Annotated in this window: 16 protein-coding genes; 7 read left to right on the top strand and 9 right to left on the bottom strand. The window is 50.2% G+C overall.

Going from position 1 to position 20,175, the window contains the following annotated elements; genetic code table 11:
• Positions 1-9: 9 nt before the first annotated feature.
• From IPF95_00165 to IPF95_00140, 6 genes are all read right to left on the bottom strand, one after another.
• Positions 10-1,065: an o-succinylbenzoate synthase gene (locus IPF95_00165; protein MBK6473108.1), complete on the bottom strand. Its 1,056-nt coding sequence runs from the start codon at positions 1,063-1,065 to the stop codon at positions 10-12.
• Positions 1,062-1,973, bottom strand: a complete 912-nt coding sequence (locus IPF95_00160) for a 1,4-dihydroxy-2-naphthoate polyprenyltransferase (GenBank protein MBK6473107.1) — start codon at positions 1,971-1,973, stop codon at positions 1,062-1,064. Before IPF95_00160 ends, IPF95_00165 begins: the two co-directional genes overlap by 4 nt.
• Positions 1,974-2,110: 137 nt before the next feature.
• Positions 2,111-2,932: a 1,4-dihydroxy-2-naphthoyl-CoA synthase gene (gene menB / locus IPF95_00155; GenBank protein ID MBK6473106.1), complete on the bottom strand. Its 822-nt coding sequence runs from the start codon at positions 2,930-2,932 to the stop codon at positions 2,111-2,113.
• A gap of 53 nt (positions 2,933-2,985) precedes the next feature.
• Positions 2,986-4,722, bottom strand: a complete 1,737-nt coding sequence (gene menD / locus IPF95_00150) for a 2-succinyl-5-enolpyruvyl-6-hydroxy-3-cyclohexene-1-carboxylic-acid synthase (GenBank protein MBK6473105.1) — start codon at positions 4,720-4,722, stop codon at positions 2,986-2,988.
• Positions 4,712-5,836, bottom strand: a complete 1,125-nt coding sequence (locus IPF95_00145; protein ID MBK6473104.1) for a chorismate-binding protein — start codon at positions 5,834-5,836, stop codon at positions 4,712-4,714. The genes menD and IPF95_00145 overlap by 11 nt, the downstream gene beginning before the upstream one ends.
• Positions 5,833-6,228 carry a PaaI family thioesterase gene (locus IPF95_00140; GenBank protein ID MBK6473103.1) on the bottom strand — a complete coding sequence of 132 codons (396 nt, stop codon included), beginning with the start codon at positions 6,226-6,228 and terminating at the stop codon, positions 5,833-5,835. The genes IPF95_00145 and IPF95_00140 overlap by 4 nt, the downstream gene beginning before the upstream one ends.
• A 79-nt stretch (positions 6,229-6,307) precedes the next feature.
• On the opposite strand from IPF95_00140, the gene IPF95_00135 reads away from it, so the two are divergent.
• Together IPF95_00135 and IPF95_00130 are read left to right on the top strand one after the other, a co-directional pair.
• A complete protein-coding gene (locus IPF95_00135) occupies positions 6,308-7,003 on the top strand; it encodes a response regulator transcription factor (protein ID MBK6473102.1) in 696 nt (231 codons plus the stop codon).
• Between the two features lie 305 nt (positions 7,004-7,308).
• On the top strand, positions 7,309-8,082 hold the full coding sequence (locus IPF95_00130; protein MBK6473101.1) for a T9SS type A sorting domain-containing protein: 774 nt from the start codon (positions 7,309-7,311) through the stop codon (positions 8,080-8,082).
• Positions 8,083-8,222: 140 nt separating this feature from the next.
• Here the strand turns inward: IPF95_00130 and IPF95_00125 are convergent, their stop codons facing one another.
• A complete protein-coding gene (locus IPF95_00125) occupies positions 8,223-10,955 on the bottom strand; it encodes a PD-(D/E)XK nuclease family protein (protein ID MBK6473100.1) in 2,733 nt (910 codons plus the stop codon).
• Between IPF95_00125 and IPF95_00120 the strand changes: the two genes are divergently transcribed.
• Positions 10,954-11,232, top strand: coding sequence for a hypothetical protein (locus tag IPF95_00120; GenBank protein MBK6473099.1), 279 nt, complete (start codon positions 10,954-10,956; stop codon positions 11,230-11,232). The two genes, IPF95_00125 and IPF95_00120, sit on opposite strands and share 2 nt — an antisense overlap.
• Before the next feature lie 117 nt (positions 11,233-11,349).
• A complete protein-coding gene (locus IPF95_00115; protein ID MBK6473098.1) occupies positions 11,350-13,470 on the top strand; it encodes a PKD domain-containing protein in 2,121 nt (706 codons plus the stop codon).
• A 7-nt stretch (positions 13,471-13,477) separates the two neighbouring features.
• Here the strand turns inward: IPF95_00115 and IPF95_00110 are convergent, their stop codons facing one another.
• Positions 13,478-13,927 (bottom strand): GNAT family N-acetyltransferase, encoded by a 450-nt coding sequence (locus IPF95_00110; protein MBK6473097.1) that lies wholly within the window; start codon positions 13,925-13,927, stop codon positions 13,478-13,480.
• Positions 13,924-17,043 carry a UvrD-helicase domain-containing protein gene (locus IPF95_00105; protein MBK6473096.1) on the bottom strand — a complete coding sequence of 1,040 codons (3,120 nt, stop codon included), beginning with the start codon at positions 17,041-17,043 and terminating at the stop codon, positions 13,924-13,926. Before IPF95_00105 ends, IPF95_00110 begins: the two co-directional genes overlap by 4 nt.
• 192 nt (positions 17,044-17,235) lie before the next feature.
• Between IPF95_00105 and IPF95_00100 the strand changes: the two genes are divergently transcribed.
• Genes IPF95_00100 through IPF95_00090 form a run of 3 tightly spaced genes read left to right on the top strand, consistent with a single transcriptional unit; the run spans position 17,236 to position 20,128 of the window.
• The gene (locus tag IPF95_00100) at positions 17,236-17,991 is read left to right on the top strand and encodes a hypothetical protein (protein MBK6473095.1); all 756 of its coding nucleotides are present in this window, start codon (positions 17,236-17,238) and stop codon (positions 17,989-17,991) included.
• Positions 17,988-19,004: a c-type cytochrome gene (locus IPF95_00095; GenBank protein MBK6473094.1), complete on the top strand. Its 1,017-nt coding sequence runs from the start codon at positions 17,988-17,990 to the stop codon at positions 19,002-19,004. Before IPF95_00100 ends, IPF95_00095 begins: the two co-directional genes overlap by 4 nt.
• A 2-nt stretch (positions 19,005-19,006) precedes the next feature.
• The gene (locus IPF95_00090; protein ID MBK6473093.1) at positions 19,007-20,128 is read left to right on the top strand and encodes a cytochrome-c peroxidase; all 1,122 of its coding nucleotides are present in this window, start codon (positions 19,007-19,009) and stop codon (positions 20,126-20,128) included.
• Positions 20,129-20,175: the final 47 nt, after the last annotated feature.

Raw genomic sequence — 20,175 nt, 5'->3', positions numbered from 1 at the left:
AGTTCGGTACTAGAAATCGAAGCGGCTAAGATCCCATTGTTTTTCTGGCCTGTACCACAGCGCGCCGCCTTCGGTCTCCAACGGCGACGGAACATTGTTCTGATACACTTTTCCTGTGCCCAAGCCCTGTGGTACCGATACATTCAACGTTGCTACCCACTGTGCAATAGCATTCAGTCCAATGCTACTTTCCAACGCCGAGGTAACCCACCAACCAATGTTACGCGCTTGAGCAAGATCGATCCATTCTTGGGCCGCTGCCCATCCACCCACGAGGCTCGGCTTTATCACGATATGCTGTGGCCTGACCAACTCCAATAACTGGATCTTCGCATCCCGGTGGTTAACGCCGATCAGGTCTTCGTCCAGCGCGATCGGAATGGGAGTTGCAGAGCAGAGTTCGGACATGGCTTCGTACTGCCCCGGAGGTATCGGTTGCTCAATGCTCTCAATTTCCAGATCGGCCAACTGTTGCAAGATCTCTATCGCATTGCGCGCATTGAAAGCGCCATTGGCATCCACACGCAAAGCGATATCGCTCGCTGAGAACTCTTTGCGAACGGACTTCAGAAGTTCCAGTTCGTCATCGATCCCAAGAGCTCCGATCTTCATTTTAATGCAACGGTTGCCTCCTTCGATCTGTTCGCGAAGGCGTTTCCGCATGGTGTCCTTATCACCCATCCAGACCAGGCCATTGATCGGTATGCCGCTTTGCCCAATGGTGAAGGTCGAAGGGAACATGAGCTTCGTATCACCAACTTTCAGATCTTTTAGAACTTGTTCCACTGCGAAACGAACACTCGGAACGGGAACAAGATCCGTGATCAGTCGATGCTCCCAATCACTCGTCCGTGCGCAGAGTTCGGCAAGTTTCGTACGCACCTGTTCCGGGCTTTCTGAACTGTGCCCTGGAAATAGTGCAGCCTCGCCAATGCCTTTTATTTCTGGGCGATCAGTATGCCACGCGATCAAATACCAAACAGTTCGCGCGTTGATCGTACCCTTGGATGTACCCAACGGAAAGGCAGGCTCTAACGTGCGTTCTATCCACCGTGCGTTGATCATAGGTCAAGGACTAAGCCCAACGAAAATGCCAGTGCCAAAAAGAAGGTGCCAAGAGCAAGGACCTTCAATTGTGGATCCAGGGCACGAGGCTCCTTATTCGCACCAACGATCTTTAAATGAACGAAAAAGAGAAGCAGAACAGGTACATAGATCCATGCTAACAGCGAGTGATAGGTCAGTGCAGTAAACGCGAACAAACATGCAATTCCGATCATGATCAGCGCGGTATGGTAGCGCTTGGCTGAAGCAGAACCCATGCGAACGACAATGGTTCGTTTACCACTATTAGCATCGTTCTCAATATCGCGCATGTTGTTCAAATTGAGAACGCCCACACTGAACATACCGAAAGCGATCGCTGGTAATAGGAGTAACGTACTAAATGCTTGTACATGCAGATAAACGGTTCCAAGAACACCGATGATCCCAAAGAACAGGAACACACTAACATCACCAAGGCCAGCATAGCCGTAAGGTTTACTGCCGAACGTGTAGCGCACTGCCGCACCGATCGCTGCAATACCCAGGATCAAAAAGGTCAAGGTGGAAGCCGAAAGTCCGAACGCGGAAACGATCAATGCCAATCCACTTACGAACGCCAAAATGCCACAGATCCAGAGAGCTCGCAACATGGCTGTAGGCGAAATAGCACCGCTCTGTACTGCACGCTGCGGCCCAACGCGATCAATATTATCCGTACCGTGCTGGTGATCGCCGAGGTCATTGGCCAAGTTGCTCAGGACCTGCAATAGAACAGCAGTAACCAACGCCAGCACAAGAACGAATGGTTTGAACGTGTAGCCATTGATCACTTTACTCGCATGGAATGCGATACCACTCCCCACAACAATGCTGCTCACCGCCAAAGGCAAAGTGCGCAATCGAAAAGCATGGATCCAAGCGTTCATGTTTCTGCACTGATCACTTTGGCTTCCGGATATTTATAGCAGATTGCTCCAATTGCCTGCTGCTATTCAGATCATAACAATCATGTCTTTCCGCGTATGTCACTCCGGGCCACGACCCGGAGAGCGTTCTATTATCGTCAAGGAAACTTCTGGAATTTCTGGAAATCCGGTGTTCGTTTCTCGAGAAAAGCGTTGCGTCCTTCTTGTGCTTCGTCCATCAGGTAGTACATCAACGTTGCGTCACCTGCAAATTCCATCAGGCCACGTTGACCATCGAGTTCAGCGTTCAAGCCGCGCTTGATCATGCGCAGAGCAAGCGGGCTCCGTTGCATCATGATGCTGCACCATTCAACGGTGGTGTCCTCCAATTCCGCAAGCGGAACAACCTTGTTCACCATGCCCATATCCTCCGCTTCTTTTGCTGAATACTGTAAGCAGAGGAACCAGATCTCGCGTGCTTTTTTCTGACCAACATGACGTGCCAGATAGCTACTTCCGAAGCCTGCATCAAAGCTGCCAACCTTCGGACCGGTCTGCCCAAAACGGGCATTATCAGAGGCGATAGTAAGGTCGCAAACGACATGCAGAACGTGGCCACCACCAATTGCAAAACCGTTCACCATGGCAATCACCGGCTTTGGTATCTCCCTGATCTTCTTGTGCAGGTCCAATACATTCAATCGCGGAATACCATCTGTGCCGATGTAGCCTCCGCGACCCTTCACGTTCTGGTCGCCACCACTGCAGAATGCTTTATCACCCTCACCGGTGAATACCACGACGCCGATCGCTGGATCCTCGCGCGCGATCTCCATCGCATCGATCATTTCGGTATTGGTCTCCGGACGAAATGCATTGTACACTTCTGGTCGGTTGATGGTGATCTTTCCGATCCCCTCGAAGAACTCGAAACGGATATCGGTATATTTTTTAATCGTCTTCCACTCGCGTTCTGCCATTTTCGTTACGTTCACTTAATAAACCTTTACGTCTCTTAATTCTGATGTGTCGTTCACTTCTTCAACTCTTCAGTTCCTCTCAATCTCAAAAAATAGTCACGCAACACCTTCGGCGATAGTTCGGCATCGGTGATCACGTGAAGCACACCTGGTCTAGTGTGTTCAGCGTATAGTGCGTCCAATCCTGTCATAAGCGACGCATGGTCCGTCGCAGCATAATAGGGTAGATCGTATGACTTTACGAGCGCTTCGATCTTGCGTTGATGTGGACTATCGAACCAATGCAAAAGTGCGGGATCGCGATCCGGTCCCTCGATGTAGCGGAATATATTTCCACCTCCATTGTCGATCACGATCACGCGAAGGCTCGGACTTAGGTTCGCATTCCAGAACGCATTGCTGTCATAGCAGAATGCAACATCACCTGTGATCAAGGTTGTTGGATGCTTCGTTGCAAAAGCAGCGCCAACGGCCGTGCTGGTACAACCATCAATTCCGCTGGTTCCACGATTGCTGAAATAGCGATGGTTGTGGGTGCGTTCGAACAGCTGAGCGTAACGGGTCGGTGTGCTGTTCGCAAGATGTACATCGCTGCCATTCGGGATCCGTTCCATCAACGCATGGAAAACGGTAAGGTCGCAAAAAGGCGCTGTGGCAAGTATCCGGTAGTGCACTTTCGTAGTGGCTTCATCAAGTGCATTCCACTGCGCGGCGTAGCACTCTGGAGTGTAATCCACGGGCATCTTCAAATGCTCCATGATCGAACGCACCGTATCCGAAACCTGTGCGAAGAACACTTCCGGTGAAACTGCGATATCGTGGGTCAAGCTCTGGTAGGTATCGAAATGGCGCTGTCCGTTATCGATATGCCAATGCAGTTCCGGAGACCATTGGCGGAGCAAGGTTTTAATTCGTTTGCTCACGATAGCGCCACCAAAGGTGATGAGCACCTCAGGTTTCAGAGTTTCCGAGTTCTCGTCATTAACTCCTTCGATCACACGATCGATGCCGGTAATGAATGCATCATCATCCAAGTTCGATGTCGCTTCGGTATGAATGGAGATCTGTGGCAGCGCAGCGAGTTGTTGTAATTGCTTTCGCATACCATCACTCCACACACCTTGGCCGGCGAGGATCAAGATCTTCTTCTTGGCAGCGATCTGCTTGATCAACCAACGTGCATGCTCAGGCAGCACGAAGCTCTCGGTCATTATCTGTGCGATAACGCGAGCAGGTTGCGCGATCTCATCCACGGTGCCATACAGCGGTTCGGCGAACGGCACATTCACATGCACAGGACCCGGAACCGGGATCAGGGTATGGTCGAAGGCTTCATTGATGAGCCTTCCACAATTCCAACGCGCCAGCTCATCCGTAAGTATGCGGGGCAGTTGCACGCTGCGCTTCATGTGAAGAGCCAATACGCCTTGTTGCCGAATGGCCTGTCCTTCACCTTGGTCCACCCATTCTTCCGGACGGTCCGCGGTGATCACCAAAAGTGGAATGCGTTGATAGAATGCTTCGGCAATGGCTGGTCCATAATTCAGTACAGCGCTTCCAGAAGTACAGATCAAAACTACGGGAGCATGTAATTGTTGGGCCATCCCTAGAGCAAAGAATGCGGCACTGCGCTCATCGATCACCTGTAGGCATTCGATCTCCTTTCGCGAATTGAATGCGATCACCAAAGGCGCGCTACGTGAACCAGGACTGATCACTGCATAACGGACGCCTTTTTCGGCACAAAGCCTTGCCAGCTCAGCGGCGGCGTAATGGTCACTAGTTGGCATCGGCGTGCGAAGATACCGGACGCGGCAACGCCTCCAGCAACTTGAGCCAGGTTTGTGCTTTGTTCGCGGTTTCCTCCCACTCGTTCCTTGGGTCACTGTTCTTCACGATACCAGCGCCAGTAAATAGCGTAGCCGATCCATTATTGATCTTCATACAGCGCAGGTTAACAAAGAGTTCCGTCTCCCCATCAGCACTCCAAGGTCCCCAGAATCCACTATACAATTGACGCTTGTGTTGTTCAATTGAAAGTAGGTGCTCGTGTGCTGCTTTACGAGGTGTACCGCATACTGCGGCTGTTGGGTGTAATGCAAGGACCAGGTCCGCGAGAGACCGCCCTCCCAGATCCGCTTGTATGGTTGTGCGCAAATGGGCCAAATTGCCTGCACCGATGACCTCTGGACCATACGTATGCGTTTCCCGAAGACCAAGGTTGATCATAGTGCCGAGTATCCCTGTAGTGACCAAGGCTTGTTCATGCCGCTCTTTTACGCTCCATTCGTCCGGGTCATTCGGCGCATCATCCGCTCTACGCGTAGCGGCCATGGCATCAACGCGAACGGTATCTTCCAAAGCACTCATGAATCGCTCAGGCGAAGCACCTATCCATGTTCCGTGATCAGGGGTGTGGACCAAGGCCACGAAAGCCTGAGAATAAAGATCCAATGACGTTAAAAAAAGAGCAGGAACGGACTCAGCGTCCAATGGTGTTGTAACGGTCCGGGATATGACGACTTTTTCAAGCAGTCCTTTGTCTATGGCATCCAACGCATTACTCACTGCATATTCGAAGTTCCTTTGGTCAACATCCGTTCCTGGTTCCGTTACGGTTGTTCGAGTGCCTTCAAATTCCGGGAAAAGGTCACAATCGGCCTGCGGGTCCACGATCACAAGATCTTTATCCGCACGAATGAATTGAATACGTGTCGGGTCCAGCTCGAATGGGGCCAATAGGAATACCTCGTTCAATTCATATAGAAGCGATCGGTCCACGCTGTCCAGTTCCGGGGTTCTTTGTACCCAGAGTTCGATCGGTTTTCCCGGCCTGCGGAAACAGGCGAAAGTGAGTCCACGTTCAAGATAATTTGCCAATGCTGCCTGTAGTCCGCTATTCATTTCTCCGTTTTCTTGGTCAACGCAATGATCATGATCACCAGCCGACAAACCGCCACAAGTTCATTCGCATCATTGGTCACTTTAAAATCCCAAACGTGTGTGGTTCGTCCTTTATGCAAAAGTGTTCCGGTGCAAGTTACGTATCCGGACCGCACGCCCTTCAGATGGTTCGCATTCACCTCAATGCCCACCACGCCATGGGTTTTCATATTGATCAAAAGGGAAGAACCCATGCTACCTACCGTCTCTGCAAGCGCGGCAGTAGCGCCGCCATGAAGGAGGCCCATTGGTTGATGCGTTCTGGCGTCAACAGGCATTCTGGCCGCAAAGGTCCCAGGTGGGCTCGCTATGAATTCCATCCCCAAAAGTTCTACCAACGAGTTCTTGCGCATGGCATTGGCTTTCGCAACGAGTTCAGGAGTGAATGACATGCCGTAAAGGTAAACGGGGTTACTTTGTAACGAAGGACAAATGGAAGAGAAACGGATCTTGCTGGTTGAGGACGAAGAGTCTCTTAGGCTTACATTGAAGCTCAATTTCGAGTTGGAGGGTTATGCTGTCACTACGGCGATCACCGGCCCGGAAGGATTGGAGCGGATGCGTGGTGCACATTTCGACCTGGTGATCATGGATGTTATGTTGCCCGGTCTGGATGGCTATTCAGTGGTAGAGACCATTAGGCTGGAGGGTGATACGACACCGGTCCTGTTCCTTACTGCGCGGATCGCTCCGGCGGACCGGATCCGAGGATTACGTACTGGCGACGATCATTTGGGAAAACCATTCGAATTGGAGGAATTGTTGCTTCGTGTTGCTAATTTGATCCAGCGGTCCACTGGTAATCAGGCCCATCCCGTTGTCAGTACTTTTGATTTCGGTGTGAATCACGTGGATTTCAACAGTTTTGAGATACAAGGAGTTGATGGAGAGATACGTACTTTGAGCCACCGTGAGATCATGCTCTTACGCCTGCTAACAGAACGGGAAGGGGAGGTTGTTTCGAGGGAAGAGATCCTTCAAAAAGTCTGGGGGTACAACGTATTTCCGACCACCCGTACGGTTGATAATTTCATCGTTGGCTTTCGGAAATACTTTGAACCGGACCCGCGTTCGCCGAAGCATTTTCATAGCATACGCGGTGTGGGGTATAAATTCACGAAGGGATAAATGCCTGTGAATGAGGAGTTCTTGTGACCTCAATAAAAAGTATTCTAAGGAGGCAACCCTAATGCTGCCCATGCGTCTTATTCAACGCAGGACCATTACTTCCTTACGATCCTGCGGTTCCAAATTCCTTGCAGGTTTGTCGAGCAGGGGTCCGCAAGGATCCCTGTTCGGCATTTAAGGGTGTTTCGTCGAAAGGGGTTGCTTAAAGTTGCCGATAGTATTATCTTTCGCCGATCGAATGAAGCAACCCTTTGGTTGTTCCTTCGTCAATCCTGATAGAAACAAACCCCGATCAAACGCTCCATATGAAGCACTCTATCCTACGTATCACCGGTCTTTCCTTGGCAACTGCACTTATTGCCACTAGTGCAATTGCTCAAAGTCCGGTCGACATCGGACTACATCACAACGGAACTATGTTAGAGGTGCATGTGCGCCCACAATCAGATTTCAACGGGATCTTCTCTTCCTTGGTATATACCATTAAATGGGATAGTAATTCTGGCGCAAGTTTGGGTGATGTTACACAAGAACAACCGTCGAGCCAATACATCCCAACAGCAAAGTCGGGTGATACGCACCAAGTGGGTACTACGAACTACCAGGTGTTTGCAGGTTTCGGCATGGCACCAATGAGCAGTGCTTCTGCACAATGGGTAGCAGGGGAGGATTACGTTATCGCTAAGATACCTGTTACAGGAAACGCTGATTTCGAATTGATCAACGATTCATGGACAGGTGAAGTAGTCAACAATGCCAGCTATTATGTTGCACTTGGTGGAGCGAATAGGACCGGTATCATTTATAAGTCGTTGGCCACTGCGGATGAAGATGGGGTAACCATTCTTCCGAATCCTAGCAACGGACAATTCACGTTCAGTTTTAGCAACAACGAGGCCATGGACGTTACTATTGAATTGGTGAATACCCTAGGCCAGACCGTAATGTCCGAAGAGGTGCGCGCCTTGAACGGACCATACCGCAAGGACGTTGATCTGACCTCTGCAAGCAGCGGTCTCTATTACTTGAAGATCAAGCGCGGCGAAGACACTACCACCCACAAAGTGGTGATCCGCTGAACAATTTCGGCATTGAATTGAAAAAGGGGCTCCGGCCCCTTTTTTGTGTTCAGCTAATTTGCAATTATCTTCAGTTGATCATGGGAGATCCACTTTTGCGTTGAATTGGATGTTGAAGAAAAGTTATAGAAACCCGTTCCTTACCCTACAACACAGCATTCGCAATATAGCGCGTTCGCATCATGGGTGAACGGTATGGTCGGGTCCCGCAATTCGTTCACAAGACTGCCTAATAGTGAACCTATCTTCGGTAGCATATCTCGGGTAATATCCTCCGTATTCATGACCTTCAAGAATAACCCATCGCTTTGCGATGCGCGCTGCAAAGGAATAATACCCGTGCGCACCAACGGTACGAGCGGGTTCTGCATCATATAGCACCACGCATAGATCATCAGTTGCAACGCAAAGCGGCGATCGGCATTTAAGGCATCACGCTCCAGGGTGCGCAAGACCAGATCATTGGCCTGAACGCTTCCTGTTTTCAGGTCGAGGATGTGATGGATCCCCTCACGCAGTTCGATGCGGTCGCAACGCCCTTTCAATACCGTTCCATCCGGTAAAGCAGCTTGTACTTCGACCTCCAGATCCAGCACGGTGCTGGGTTGATGTGTTACGCGATCTGCTTCTGCATGAATATACTTCGACATGGCTTGGCCAGCCATTGCAATGCGCAGCTTGAAGTAGCCTTGGTCCAAGGTTGAGTCAGGGAATTTCTTGGACAGTTTTGTGTACAGCGCTTGCTCCGCACCAGTAGCAATTTCTCGCAATTCAACAGCATTCAATTCAATATCCTTGAACGGCGTGAACAGATCTTCCAGAACGCCATGCACTGCATCACCTAACACATCGCTTCCCAGTTTTTCATCAACCTCCTCAGCCGTTCGGATCTTCAGAACGTATTTATAATAGAAGTCGAGTGGACAAGTGAGCCAAGTTCCAAGTGCGGAAGGAGAAAGGCCTTTTTTCAGGATCTCACCAATACGTCCTAGAACAAGGTCATCCTTCGCAACCGAGATCGGTAGCGACCGGCGTGCTGGAAAAGGAGCACTTATGGACTCATGCTCGAAGACCGTGCCACTGGTCCTATCAAGCTCATGTTTCCATTGTGCGATATAACGTGATGGCCCACCAGCGCGTTTTTCGTCAGTGTCGTATACAGATCGCAGGTCGGTTGCGTGTTGGGCAAGTCGATGGAAATGATACGCTGTTATGGATTCGGAATCGCGAGCCAGTTGCAGCTTGTATGCTCGACGAACTTCAAATGGGATCCAACTCTGCTGCGGTGTGTTCCGCGGTAGGGTGCCATCGTTCGCACCGAGCAGAAGAACGTGCGTATGATCGATGGCTCGTGCTTCCAAGAAACCCATGATCTGCATGCCTTGTAAGGGTTCTCCGAAGAACGCCAATTGCTCCTCACGTACCAGCCGTTTCCGCAATTCAGCGTAGCTCTTCAGGTCGATATCGGAAGCACTTGCACGCGCCAAGGCCAGATGCAGTCGACGCTGCAATTTCGCCATTCGGAACAACTGCTCTTGAACCAATTGGTCATTGGATCGGATCTGTTTCGCATAGGCTAGCAAGGCATTGAAACGTTCCGGAAATTCGATCGCTGTTCGGGTCTCCAGTGGTGTAATTGCTTGTCCTAATTCCAACGGTGCATAGAGCCCTTGCTCACTGGCTATTTGCAGGATCACATCCATGTCCGGTCGTGTGAGCTGCAATGTCCGTAGCTCGGCAATGGTCTGGCTGGTGGCTGCGCCTTGGTGCAGGAACGGGTGTAACAGAAGTCGTTCCAACGCATCAAGTTCGTGGCCGGTCGCAGTCGCCTTGGTGTGCAATTGGATGAACGCTTCAGTAAGTCCATGTACTGGGAGTGAAGCGAGTGGCATACCCATGGTGATGTTGATCGGCCCGATATCCGGAGACAATGACTCCAATAAGGGCATTAGGAGGTCCTCATCAGCCAGGATCACCGCAGTGCTCGTCCGTTCTTCAAGCGGAAGTTCTTTTAAGTACTGGGCTGCGTATTTGGCTTGTGCGACTTTGCTCGGTACAGCAATGGATCGGAACCGGCGGGGTAGCGTGTGGATCAGATCCACGGGAGGGATATCACCAGGACCCAGCGCATCAATGGAACGCCGGAGATAGATCCCTGCTTCTTGATCATGATCGTCCAAATAAAATACATCTGCATCCCATGCGAACCGTGCTTTCCCTTCGGTCCGCAGCAGTTTCATAACCGCTGTGGAGGCCGGGTCCAGCGCATTCAACCCTGCGAACCAGACCATTCGCCACGGTAATTTCAATTTCGAAGTTCTGGCCAGATCGGATGCGTGTCGAGCGATAGAGCCACTTGTGCCGATTCCTGCAGCATTCATCCTTCGCACCATTTCCTGATGCAAAAGCCCGGTATTACGCCATTGGTTGATCAGGCGTTGCTGACCTTTGCTGAGTTCTCCTAGTCGTAAGCTCCAACTCTCGATCTCCTCATAACTTCTTAGGTCGCGGTAAAGCTGTTCCAAGTCCAGCAAATGGGCATCCACCTCACTGAAGTCGCGCAGAGTAATGGGTGACCATTGCATGAACTCGGCTATGGGCGCGGCTCGCTCGCCATCTACAGCTTTATGGGCTTCATAAAGCAAGAAGAGCATTTCCATGGTCTGTCCTTGGCGCAGACCGGAGATCTGTTCCATGAACGAACCCATGTCCAACATTTCGGGACTCCAGATCGTTCGTCCGGCGAGTTCTGCTAAGTACTTTCGCAGATAAAGACCGGCACGTCGGCTGGGCAGCACCACGGCGATGGTATCAAGTTCGTGCGCATGGTGTTCCAGCAGTTTCGTAGCAAGCCGATGAAGAAATGGTTCCATGGAAGAGGCGGAAGATAGCGCGTTGAAGGGGTTAGGCGGTGATTACCCGGTCTATCGCAAAATGCAAGGTGGAATACGATTCTACAGGATAGAAAGTGCAACCGCCTTTAGTGAGATCCAATTGATAGGGAATAGGCGGGTGTTGCATTCGGTCAAAGCCACAGCTTATCCGGAAATGGTCCGGATACAGGACATGTTACAAGATACGGGGACATATGATCCATTATCTGAAAAGGCATGGGCCATTGAGTTTGATAAGGTAGTTCCCAGGTCTTGAGCGGAAAGGAATTGGAGTTTCGTTCGGCAACACCTAAATTTATTCCTCCTCCAAGCCCCCGAATTGTCGATCTCGGGCAACGAGGAGCTTACCAAAACTGTCTACAGAGTGTTGATCATGGTTAGGCGTATAACTCTCACGATCCTCAGCGGCCTTTTGGCTCTGATCGGACATGCCACACATATCGTTGGTGGTGAGATGTTCTATGATCATCTGGGCGGCAATACCTATCAGGTAACGTTGGACATGTATCGTGATTGCGGACCGGCGAATACGAACGGGACCGGTTTCGATGCTCAAGTGACCATCGGCGTATTCGATGCCAACGGTGGATGGGTGGATGAAATGATCGTGGACTTCTCGGGTGAGGAAATTATTCCAGTAGTGCTCAATAACCCTTGTTTGGCAGTTCCTCCGAACGTGTGCATCGCTACAGCGCGCTACGTGGCCATATTCAATTTGCCACCGGCTGCGGGTGGTTATGATGTAAGCTATACCCGTTGCTGCCGCAGTCCGAGTGTGCAGAATTTAAGTGATCCGAACGCACAAGGTATTACGACCACCGTGCATATTCCGGGCATTGCGAATGCGGTCAACAGCTCGGCACATTTCAGTGATTACCCACCCGTAGCGTTGTGTGTTGGTGAGGATATGGTATTCGACCATTCTGCGTCGGACCCGGATGGCGATGTATTGGTGTACTCACTCGTATCACCTTATCAAGGTGGCGATGCAATAGACCCGCAACCCGCACCATTCCCACCACCATACCAAACGGTAACATGGTCTACCGGTTATTCAGCAGCATTCCCTATTGATGGTGCTCCGCCATTGGCCATCGATGCATCGACCGGTGAACTAACGATCCATCCAACTGTGCAAGGTGAATTCGCGGTCGGTGTCATGGTTCAGGAACTTCGGAACGGTGTTATATTGAGCGAAACGCGGCGCGATTTCAAGTTCGTAGTGGTGCTCTGCGACATGGATATTTTCTCTGCCGTTCAGGAACAGGATGATTTCTGTAGCGGGCTAGCACTCGATTTCGAGAACGTTAGTGTGAACGGAAGTTTCTGGGAGTGGAATTTCGGTGATCCATCCACAACACAGGACGTTTCCGATGAACTGGACCCTACGTGGACATATGCTGCTCCGGGTACCTACACCATAACCTTGGTAGCGAATCCTGGATGGCCTTGTGCGGACACGAGCACCTCCGTATTCGAAGCACACCTTCCGTTGGAACCGACGTTCGCCACTCCTGAGGTGCAATGCGCTGGTGAGCAGTTGGAATTAGTGGCTTTGGGTAATTTCACATCTGCCGCTGTTGTGAGTTGGGACCTTGGTGCCACTGCTTCTCCGAGCACAGCCACTGGTACAGTCGTGCAAGCCTCCTATTCCGGCCTAGGCCGCTATCCCATTTTGCTTTCTGTTACAGAGAATGGTTGCGAAGCGAGTTATGTGGATTCCGTTTCCGTATTCCCATATCCCACTGCCGATTTTGATAGTGAACGTGAAGCATGTGTTGGTGAGCAATTCGATTTCATGAATAACTCAACGGCACCGACAGCGTTAACCTATTCCTGGGATTTCGGGGATGGTGGAACCTCGTTGGAGGAATCACCAACGTACGAGTACCCCGAAGCAGGAACATATACCGTAAGCCTTACGGTGGCGACCGACAGTGGGTGTATTGCTGAACGTACAATGGTACGACCCGCGCAAATAGTTGTACGTCCTAACCCTGTCGCGGCGTTCAGTGCATTGCCGAATACGGTCTCGCTCTTTGATCCAGCAATTGAAGTTGAGGACTATGCAAGTGGGGCGGTGGATTGGAGTTATTCGATCGAAGACAACATGATCTCTGATCCGGAATTTGAATATCTCTTTGAGGAGGCCGGAGTGCGCACGATCCTACAGACCGTTACTTCCGAATACGGGTGCGTGGATACTACTTCACGCACGGTATTCGTTACGGATCATTTATTCTTTGCTCCAACGGCATTCACTCCGAACGGTGATGGAAAGAATGACACCTTTGCTCCACTGGTGCGTGGCGCACGGTTGTACGAATTGGTCATTTATGATCGCTGGGGTCAAGAGCAGTTCCGTACCACTGATCCACGTGCTGAGTGGTCCGGCGAAGGTTTCATGACCGGCACATTCACGTACATCGCGCGAATTGCGGAGTATGGCTCCTACAGCAAGGAGTACATGGGCCATGTTACGTTGTTGAAGTGATCGCGGATCAGCCTTTACGGATCATGTTCACATGCATGATCCCGTCCCACATATAATCTTCGCTTTTTCGAACATACCCGAAGCGTTCATAGAAGGATTCCAAATACGTCTGTGCGGCCAATGCGGAACGGTCGGTACCGAAATTGTCGCGTAATGCGCGTAAAGCGATATTCATCATTTCGGAAGCGAAGCCCAAGCCTCTTTCATTAGTGCGCACCACGATCCTTCCAACATGTGGAAATCCATCTGATCCAGCTGGAAGTATCCGTGAACAAGCCACGAGTTCCGCTTTATCATTATGTCCAAGAATGTGGATGGCGATCGGGTCTTGACCATCGATCTCATTGTAGATACATTTCTGTTCCACCACGAAAACATCTTCTCGTAACCGCAACATATCGTGCAGCTCGGTCAGTGATAAAGCATCGAACGGTTTTATGTTCCAATTGATCTTCATGATTCCACGAGTTGTAGCGATCTATCCAGAACGTAGAGCAAAGCACCTTCCACCTTCGCATGGCCCAGCTCCCGCAAGTATCCCATGTAGGAGCGGACTTGGTCATGATGGTCAGGTGAAGGTTGACCTGTCTTGATATCCAATATCCTCACATGATCACCATCAAAAACCACGCGGTCCGGGCGTTGTGATCTTCCATTAGAGACAATGATCGTTGCTTCATTTCTAACGGTCAGGCCCTTTTTGAACCACGGGTCAAGTTCGGTAGAAGACAGTAGTTCTGAAAGTTCGATCTTGAGTTCTTGAGCTACTTCGTAGGTAATGGATCCAATGGCCAAAGCTTCTTCAAATGCAATTTCAAGATCATCGGGTGTGGCGATCCGGGCCAATAGCTCGTGTATTGCATTTCCATAGGAACGGTACGGGTCCGGATCAGTTGGTTCCCACATATCAGGAGCCTCCATGCGCATCACCAAGGAAGCAGTATGGGCAGGATCTGCAACATCCCTCAATGTTCGATGTAGAGCCGCAGCTTGCGTTTTCCAAGGCTTTTCACGGATGCCATCCTCCAAGATCTGTTCCTGACCATGTTCTGCAATGAAATTCAGCAACTCCTTCGTTGTACCATCGGCGTTACCCTCAGGAACCAAGGAGTACAACCGTTGTTCCGGTCTTGTAAATGCTACGTACAGAAGATTGATCGCATCCAGTTGTCTCAGCGTTTCTTCTTCGAGCAATTCCGGAAGTTCGGCAGTTCGCAAAGCGGCGGATTCGCGTACAAGGGCGATCGGTGTATCCGGCACCGCATCCCCAGGATCCACCCAGAAGCATTCACCGAAATTGCCGCGTGTGGTCATGTTCGCGTTGGGTACGATCACCACGGGGAATTGAAGCCCTTTGGATTTGTGGACCGTAAGTACTTGCACTGCATTTCCATTTGCGGGCGGGGCGATGCTGCGGTCCTTTCCTGCACGTTCCCAATGGGCAAGAAAGCCACCGATATCCTGACCATGTTGCGTGCTGAATGCCTGTACTTCATCGATCAGCGCTAACACCGGTGCATCTTCCGCTGGCAGAATTCCATTCGCTCGTGCAAGCTGCGCAACCAATGAGGATAGTGTTGTTTTCAGTGATGGTGAGCCATGGCTCGATAACCATTTTCGGAGGTCTTTTACAGGGTTAGGTAGTGCAGTTGTCCCAACTACAGGTGTTGCGAAATGAACACCTTCAAGTGCAGCGAGTATCGCTTGGAATTGAATTGCTCGCGTCGCCGCCGCTACATCACCGGTATGCAAAAAGCGCAACAGTTCAACCAATAGCTCCACACTATTATCTCCTCCAAGCTTTAATCCATCAGGTGAAACAACAGCATGTCCATTGGCGACCAAGTGATGCGCCACGGGACCTCCTAACGATCTACCACGCACGAGAACGGCAATGTCGCCGGGCGAGAAACCGTCATCGATCGCTTCTTGGACGCACTTCAATGTGAAGTCAAGAAATGCTTTCGAACGTTCTTCTCCTTTCACATCCTTTGGAAGGACTCTGATCTGGACCAGCCCGGGTTCTTCGCGGCTCGTTTCCTGATCGTGTCGTGCATAGACCGATCGTAGATCTTCCGCGAGCAGAACACTCAATGGTGCAAAGAGGTTGTTGTTGAATGCAACGATGGAGCCAGCGGATCGTCGATTGAATGCTAGTCGTTCACCTTCGTTGAAGTATCGCTGAAGTGTGTCTTCTCGTTCAATTTCCAAAGGTTGGTCACCTCTTCCGAATATCTTTGGTAGTTGCGTGAACAAGCGTACCTCACCATTGCGCCAACGATAGATCGCCTGTTTGGCATCACCCACTAGTAGCGCACTGCCACCCGTGGAAAGTGCATTATCGATAAGTGGTAATAACGCTTGCCATTGCAACAATGACGTATCCTGGAATTCATCGATCAAAAAATGGGAATACCGTTCGCCCATGCGCTCATAGATGAACGGGACAGGTTCATCCTTAACGACTTCGGAAACCTTTCGTGTGAGATCACTGAAGAATGCTACGCCGTCCTCGCGCTTAATGGCCTCCAGTTTCACGTCCAATGCATGCAACGCAAAAGCGGGCATAAGCTCACGCCCTACCGCGCGTTGAATGGTGTAGTTCCTAAGGCCAGTTTCGCGCAAATTTTCAGCCTCGTTGAAGATTCTTGTTAATGGATCGCTTATTGAATCCAAGGCTGTTATCGCAGATGCATCTGCTTTTCCTGAATGCCATTTTCCGGTTTCGATCGGCTTTAGTTTGTTCACTCCCGGTGTTTCCCAGCCATCACTGAACGCTACGAGTTTGTCAAAGTACCCATGGATACCGCCTTTGCCGTATGCCATGTCTTCAACATTGATACCATTCTCTTTGATCAACTTCATAGCGGCATTTCCCAATGCCCTCACTTGTTGTCTGAACACGATCTCTTGAGCACGCAATCGACTTGCAAGTGCAGTTACTTGCTCAGGCCGAAGATCGCCAAGTAATTTCAATGGATTGATGGAATTCTCCTTGGTAAGCTCTTGGCTAAGCTCTGAAAGTGGTTTCGACGGGTCCCATTTTCGCTCTTCATGAAGCAACTGTAGGCAAGCTTCGGAAAGGATCGTCGTGGTTGCGGGATCAACTCCTGCTTCGGAGATCAGTTCATGTACGGCGCGGTCCAAATAGTAGCTCTGCTCCGTTGTCATCTGCAGGTCATGATCCAATTGCAGATCACGCGCAAAGGGCTGCACAACTTTCCGAGTGAATGCATCGATGGTACTGATCGCTACATCGCTCCAATGGTGTAGCATGTGCTGGAGACAACGCGTTGCACGTTCGGCGATCGCTGATTCATCAAGACCCGTCTTTGTGGTCAAGTGCGTCATCACATCCATCATTCGCCCATCTTCTACGTTCAATGACGCCAGTTCATCCAAGTAGAGGATAACGCGTTCTTTCATTTCCCCAGCTGCTTTATTCGTAAAGGTCAACGCAAGCACATTCCGGTAAGCCGCTGATTCTTCTGTTGTCAAGCAAAGGGTCAAATAATGCTTTACCAATGTATGCGTTTTACCTGCACCTGCGCTACTGTGGATTACTGTGAACATGGATTGGCGAAAGATACTTCGAGCGAGGTCCATAGAGACCCCGTCTTAAGTTTTGCCCTATAGTGACACAAGTCACCGCATTTTTGGCCCTTGAAGCCCTAAATTTGTATGAATGGGACATGTGGTTTGTTACCAGACAACCGAATTGCTCCGCAGAACGTTATGAATAGTAAGATGGAAATTAAAAGTAGTATGAAGTGGATATTCTCCGTTGTGATCGTTGCTGCAATGCTGAGTAGTTGTAGGCACGACCCCGTGATCGAGCCTGTTGCAGAGTTGAACACTGTGAGTGGGACGCTTCGATTACACGTGGTTCCTGAATGGGAAGGTGCACCTTTGGCGCTGTTCTCGGAATATACCAACGTCTCGAATTATCGCACTACTGTTGAACTCCTGAAGATGTATTTCAGTGAGATCGAATTGGCTTCCGTTAATGGATCGGTACCAGTAACCGATATTGAGTTGTTCAACTTGGATGGACCAAAGCAAGCGGAATGGTCAGTTCCGGTTGGCACGTACACCGCGTTGTACGCTGGATTGGGCGTTCCTGAAGATCTGAACCATACCGATCCCTCGGTATATCCAGTGGATCATCCATTGGGTATTAATAGCGCTACATACTGGACGTGGAATTCTGGCTATCGGTTCGTCATGTTCGAGGGTCGTTATGATCCTGATCCGCTGAGCATGGATCCGTTAACGAGTTCATATTCGATCCACACCGGATTGGATACCTGCTATGCTTACTTGAACTTGATCCCCTCCACGCCAATTACAATAATGGAGAACGGAACTACCGAGATCACGATCCGTGTCGCTGTGGATCGGTTCTTTTACTCCTCAACCGAAACAGTGGACCTGGCCACGGAGAATGCTTCACATGGTAATAATTTGCCATTGGCGTTGAAATTGACACGGAACATGGTCTCCAGCATAACATTGGATTGAAGAGTGTTCTACATATTGCGCTAGGACTATTGCTTGTTACGGCATGTCGGAAAGCCCCGGACACCATTGCGGAAAGTAACGGCGAAGTACCGTTTCCTCTGGAATTACCTAGCGGCCTCCCGTTCCCGCCAATTGCTGAAGGGAATCCGTTAACGATATCCTCTGTACAATTGGGTAAGGCCTTGTTCTTCGAACCACGCTTGTCCCGTGACGGTACTGTTAGTTGTAATTCATGTCATTCAACCACGCACGCTTTTAGCGATACAATGGCGTTGAGTATGGGAATTGATGGCCAATTGGGTATGCGGAATGCGCCTACGCTCGGAAATGTTGCGTATCACCCCTATTTCTTTCGTGATGGAGGAGTACCAACGCTGGAGCAACAAGTAATTGCACCCATTCAGGATCCGGTGGAAATGGACCATCATATCCAGAATGCGGCAGTGGCCTTGCGCGACGTTGAACCCTATGCATCGTTGAGCATCAAAGCGTATGGAAGGCCTATTGATGCGTATGTCGTTACACGGGCCATTGCGAATTATGAACGCACGTTGATCAGTGGTTGGTCACGTTTCGATCGGTTCATGTATCAAGGGGAATTGACGGCATTGTCGAGCTCAGAACAGAACGGTTGGGCCTTGTTCTCCAGCGTTGAATTGAATTGTACTGGATGTCACAACGGCTTTGATCTCTCGGATCATTCATTCCAGAACATCGGTCAATACTTGGAATACGCGGATCCAGGTCGTGAAAGGATCACATTTCAACCTTTGGACAACGGAAAGTTCAAAGTACCGACACTGCGGAACATTGCATTGACAGGGCCATATATGCATGATGGTGCCATGACGACGTTGGATGAAGTGATCGACCATTTCGAGAGTGGGGGACAAGCACACCCGAACAAAAGCCCGATTTTAACGACCTTTGTATTATCACCACAGGAACGAACGGATCTTATCGCATTCCTGAATGCGCTCACGGACGATCGTTCCCTTGACCAAGTACCATGAACATGGGTATTGCACAAACGTTTTTTTCGATCACATTGGGTGTTGCCCTATTGGGTTCATGCAAACCGGAGCAACCATTGGAGCCCGATACGCCGGCACCACAGCCAGTTGGGACTCCCTATGCATTGGCAATTCCGCAAGGTTTTCCACAGATGCCCATTCCTTCGGATAACCCCATGACCGTTGAGGGTATTGCATTGGGTCGTTTTTTATTCTACGAAGAACGCTTGAGTGGAGACAATACGCAGAGTTGTTCCACTTGTCATTCACCAGCTTCGGCATTCAGTGATGCTCCCAATCAGTTCAGTACAGGGATAGATGGTCTGGAGGGTGATCGAAATAGCATGGCTTTGATGAATTTAGGGTGGGGTACGAATTTCTTTTGGGATGGGCGTTCTGCCACCTTGGAGCAGCAGATATTGCAACCCGTAATGAACCCGATCGAAATGCACGAGACATGGCCGAATGCGGTCGCCAAGTTGCAGGCGGATGAAGCATACCGTCAGTTGTTCGAATCTGCATTCGGGGGAACGGATATTGATTCACTAAGAGCGGCAAAGGCAATTGCTCAATTCTTACGCACGCTGATCAGTGGGAATTCCAGATTCGACCAAGCACTTCGTTTCGAGATAGCACTAACTCCTGAAGAGCAGAACGGCATTCAGCTGACACAACTGGAGGGTGGATTTCCGCCTGATGTACCTGCAGGACAGGGTGGTGCTGATTGTTTTCACTGCCATCCGCACGGCGGAAGTTTATTCACTGATGGAGTGATAAGGAACAATGGTTTGGACGCCGTATTTACCGATCTCGGTCTTGGCGGAATTACAGGACTGCCTCAGGATATGGGCAAATTCAAAACACCCAGCCTACGGAATGTGGCATTGACCGCACCTTACATGCATGATGGTCGTTTCCAGACATTGGAGGAGGTAATAGAACATTACAATTCGGGTGGTCATGCGTCCACGACCATTGATCCGAACATGAAGTACACAACGGGTGGGCTGTCTTTGACCCCACAGAAGAAAGCTGAATTGCTGGCTTTCTTGAACTCTCTAACGGATTTGGATTACGTTAACAACCCCGCGTTCTCGGACCCGGGTATCCCACAGCCTCAGTGAATAGAACAAATGGATCCCAAAGGTGTGTCCATCGCACCCTTTCTCTC

Source organism: Flavobacteriales bacterium (assembly GCA_016704485.1).
In the GTDB taxonomy this organism is placed as follows: domain Bacteria; phylum Bacteroidota; class Bacteroidia; order Flavobacteriales_F; family PHOS-HE28; genus PHOS-HE28.
This window is presented reverse-complemented; position numbering and strand designations above follow the sequence as displayed.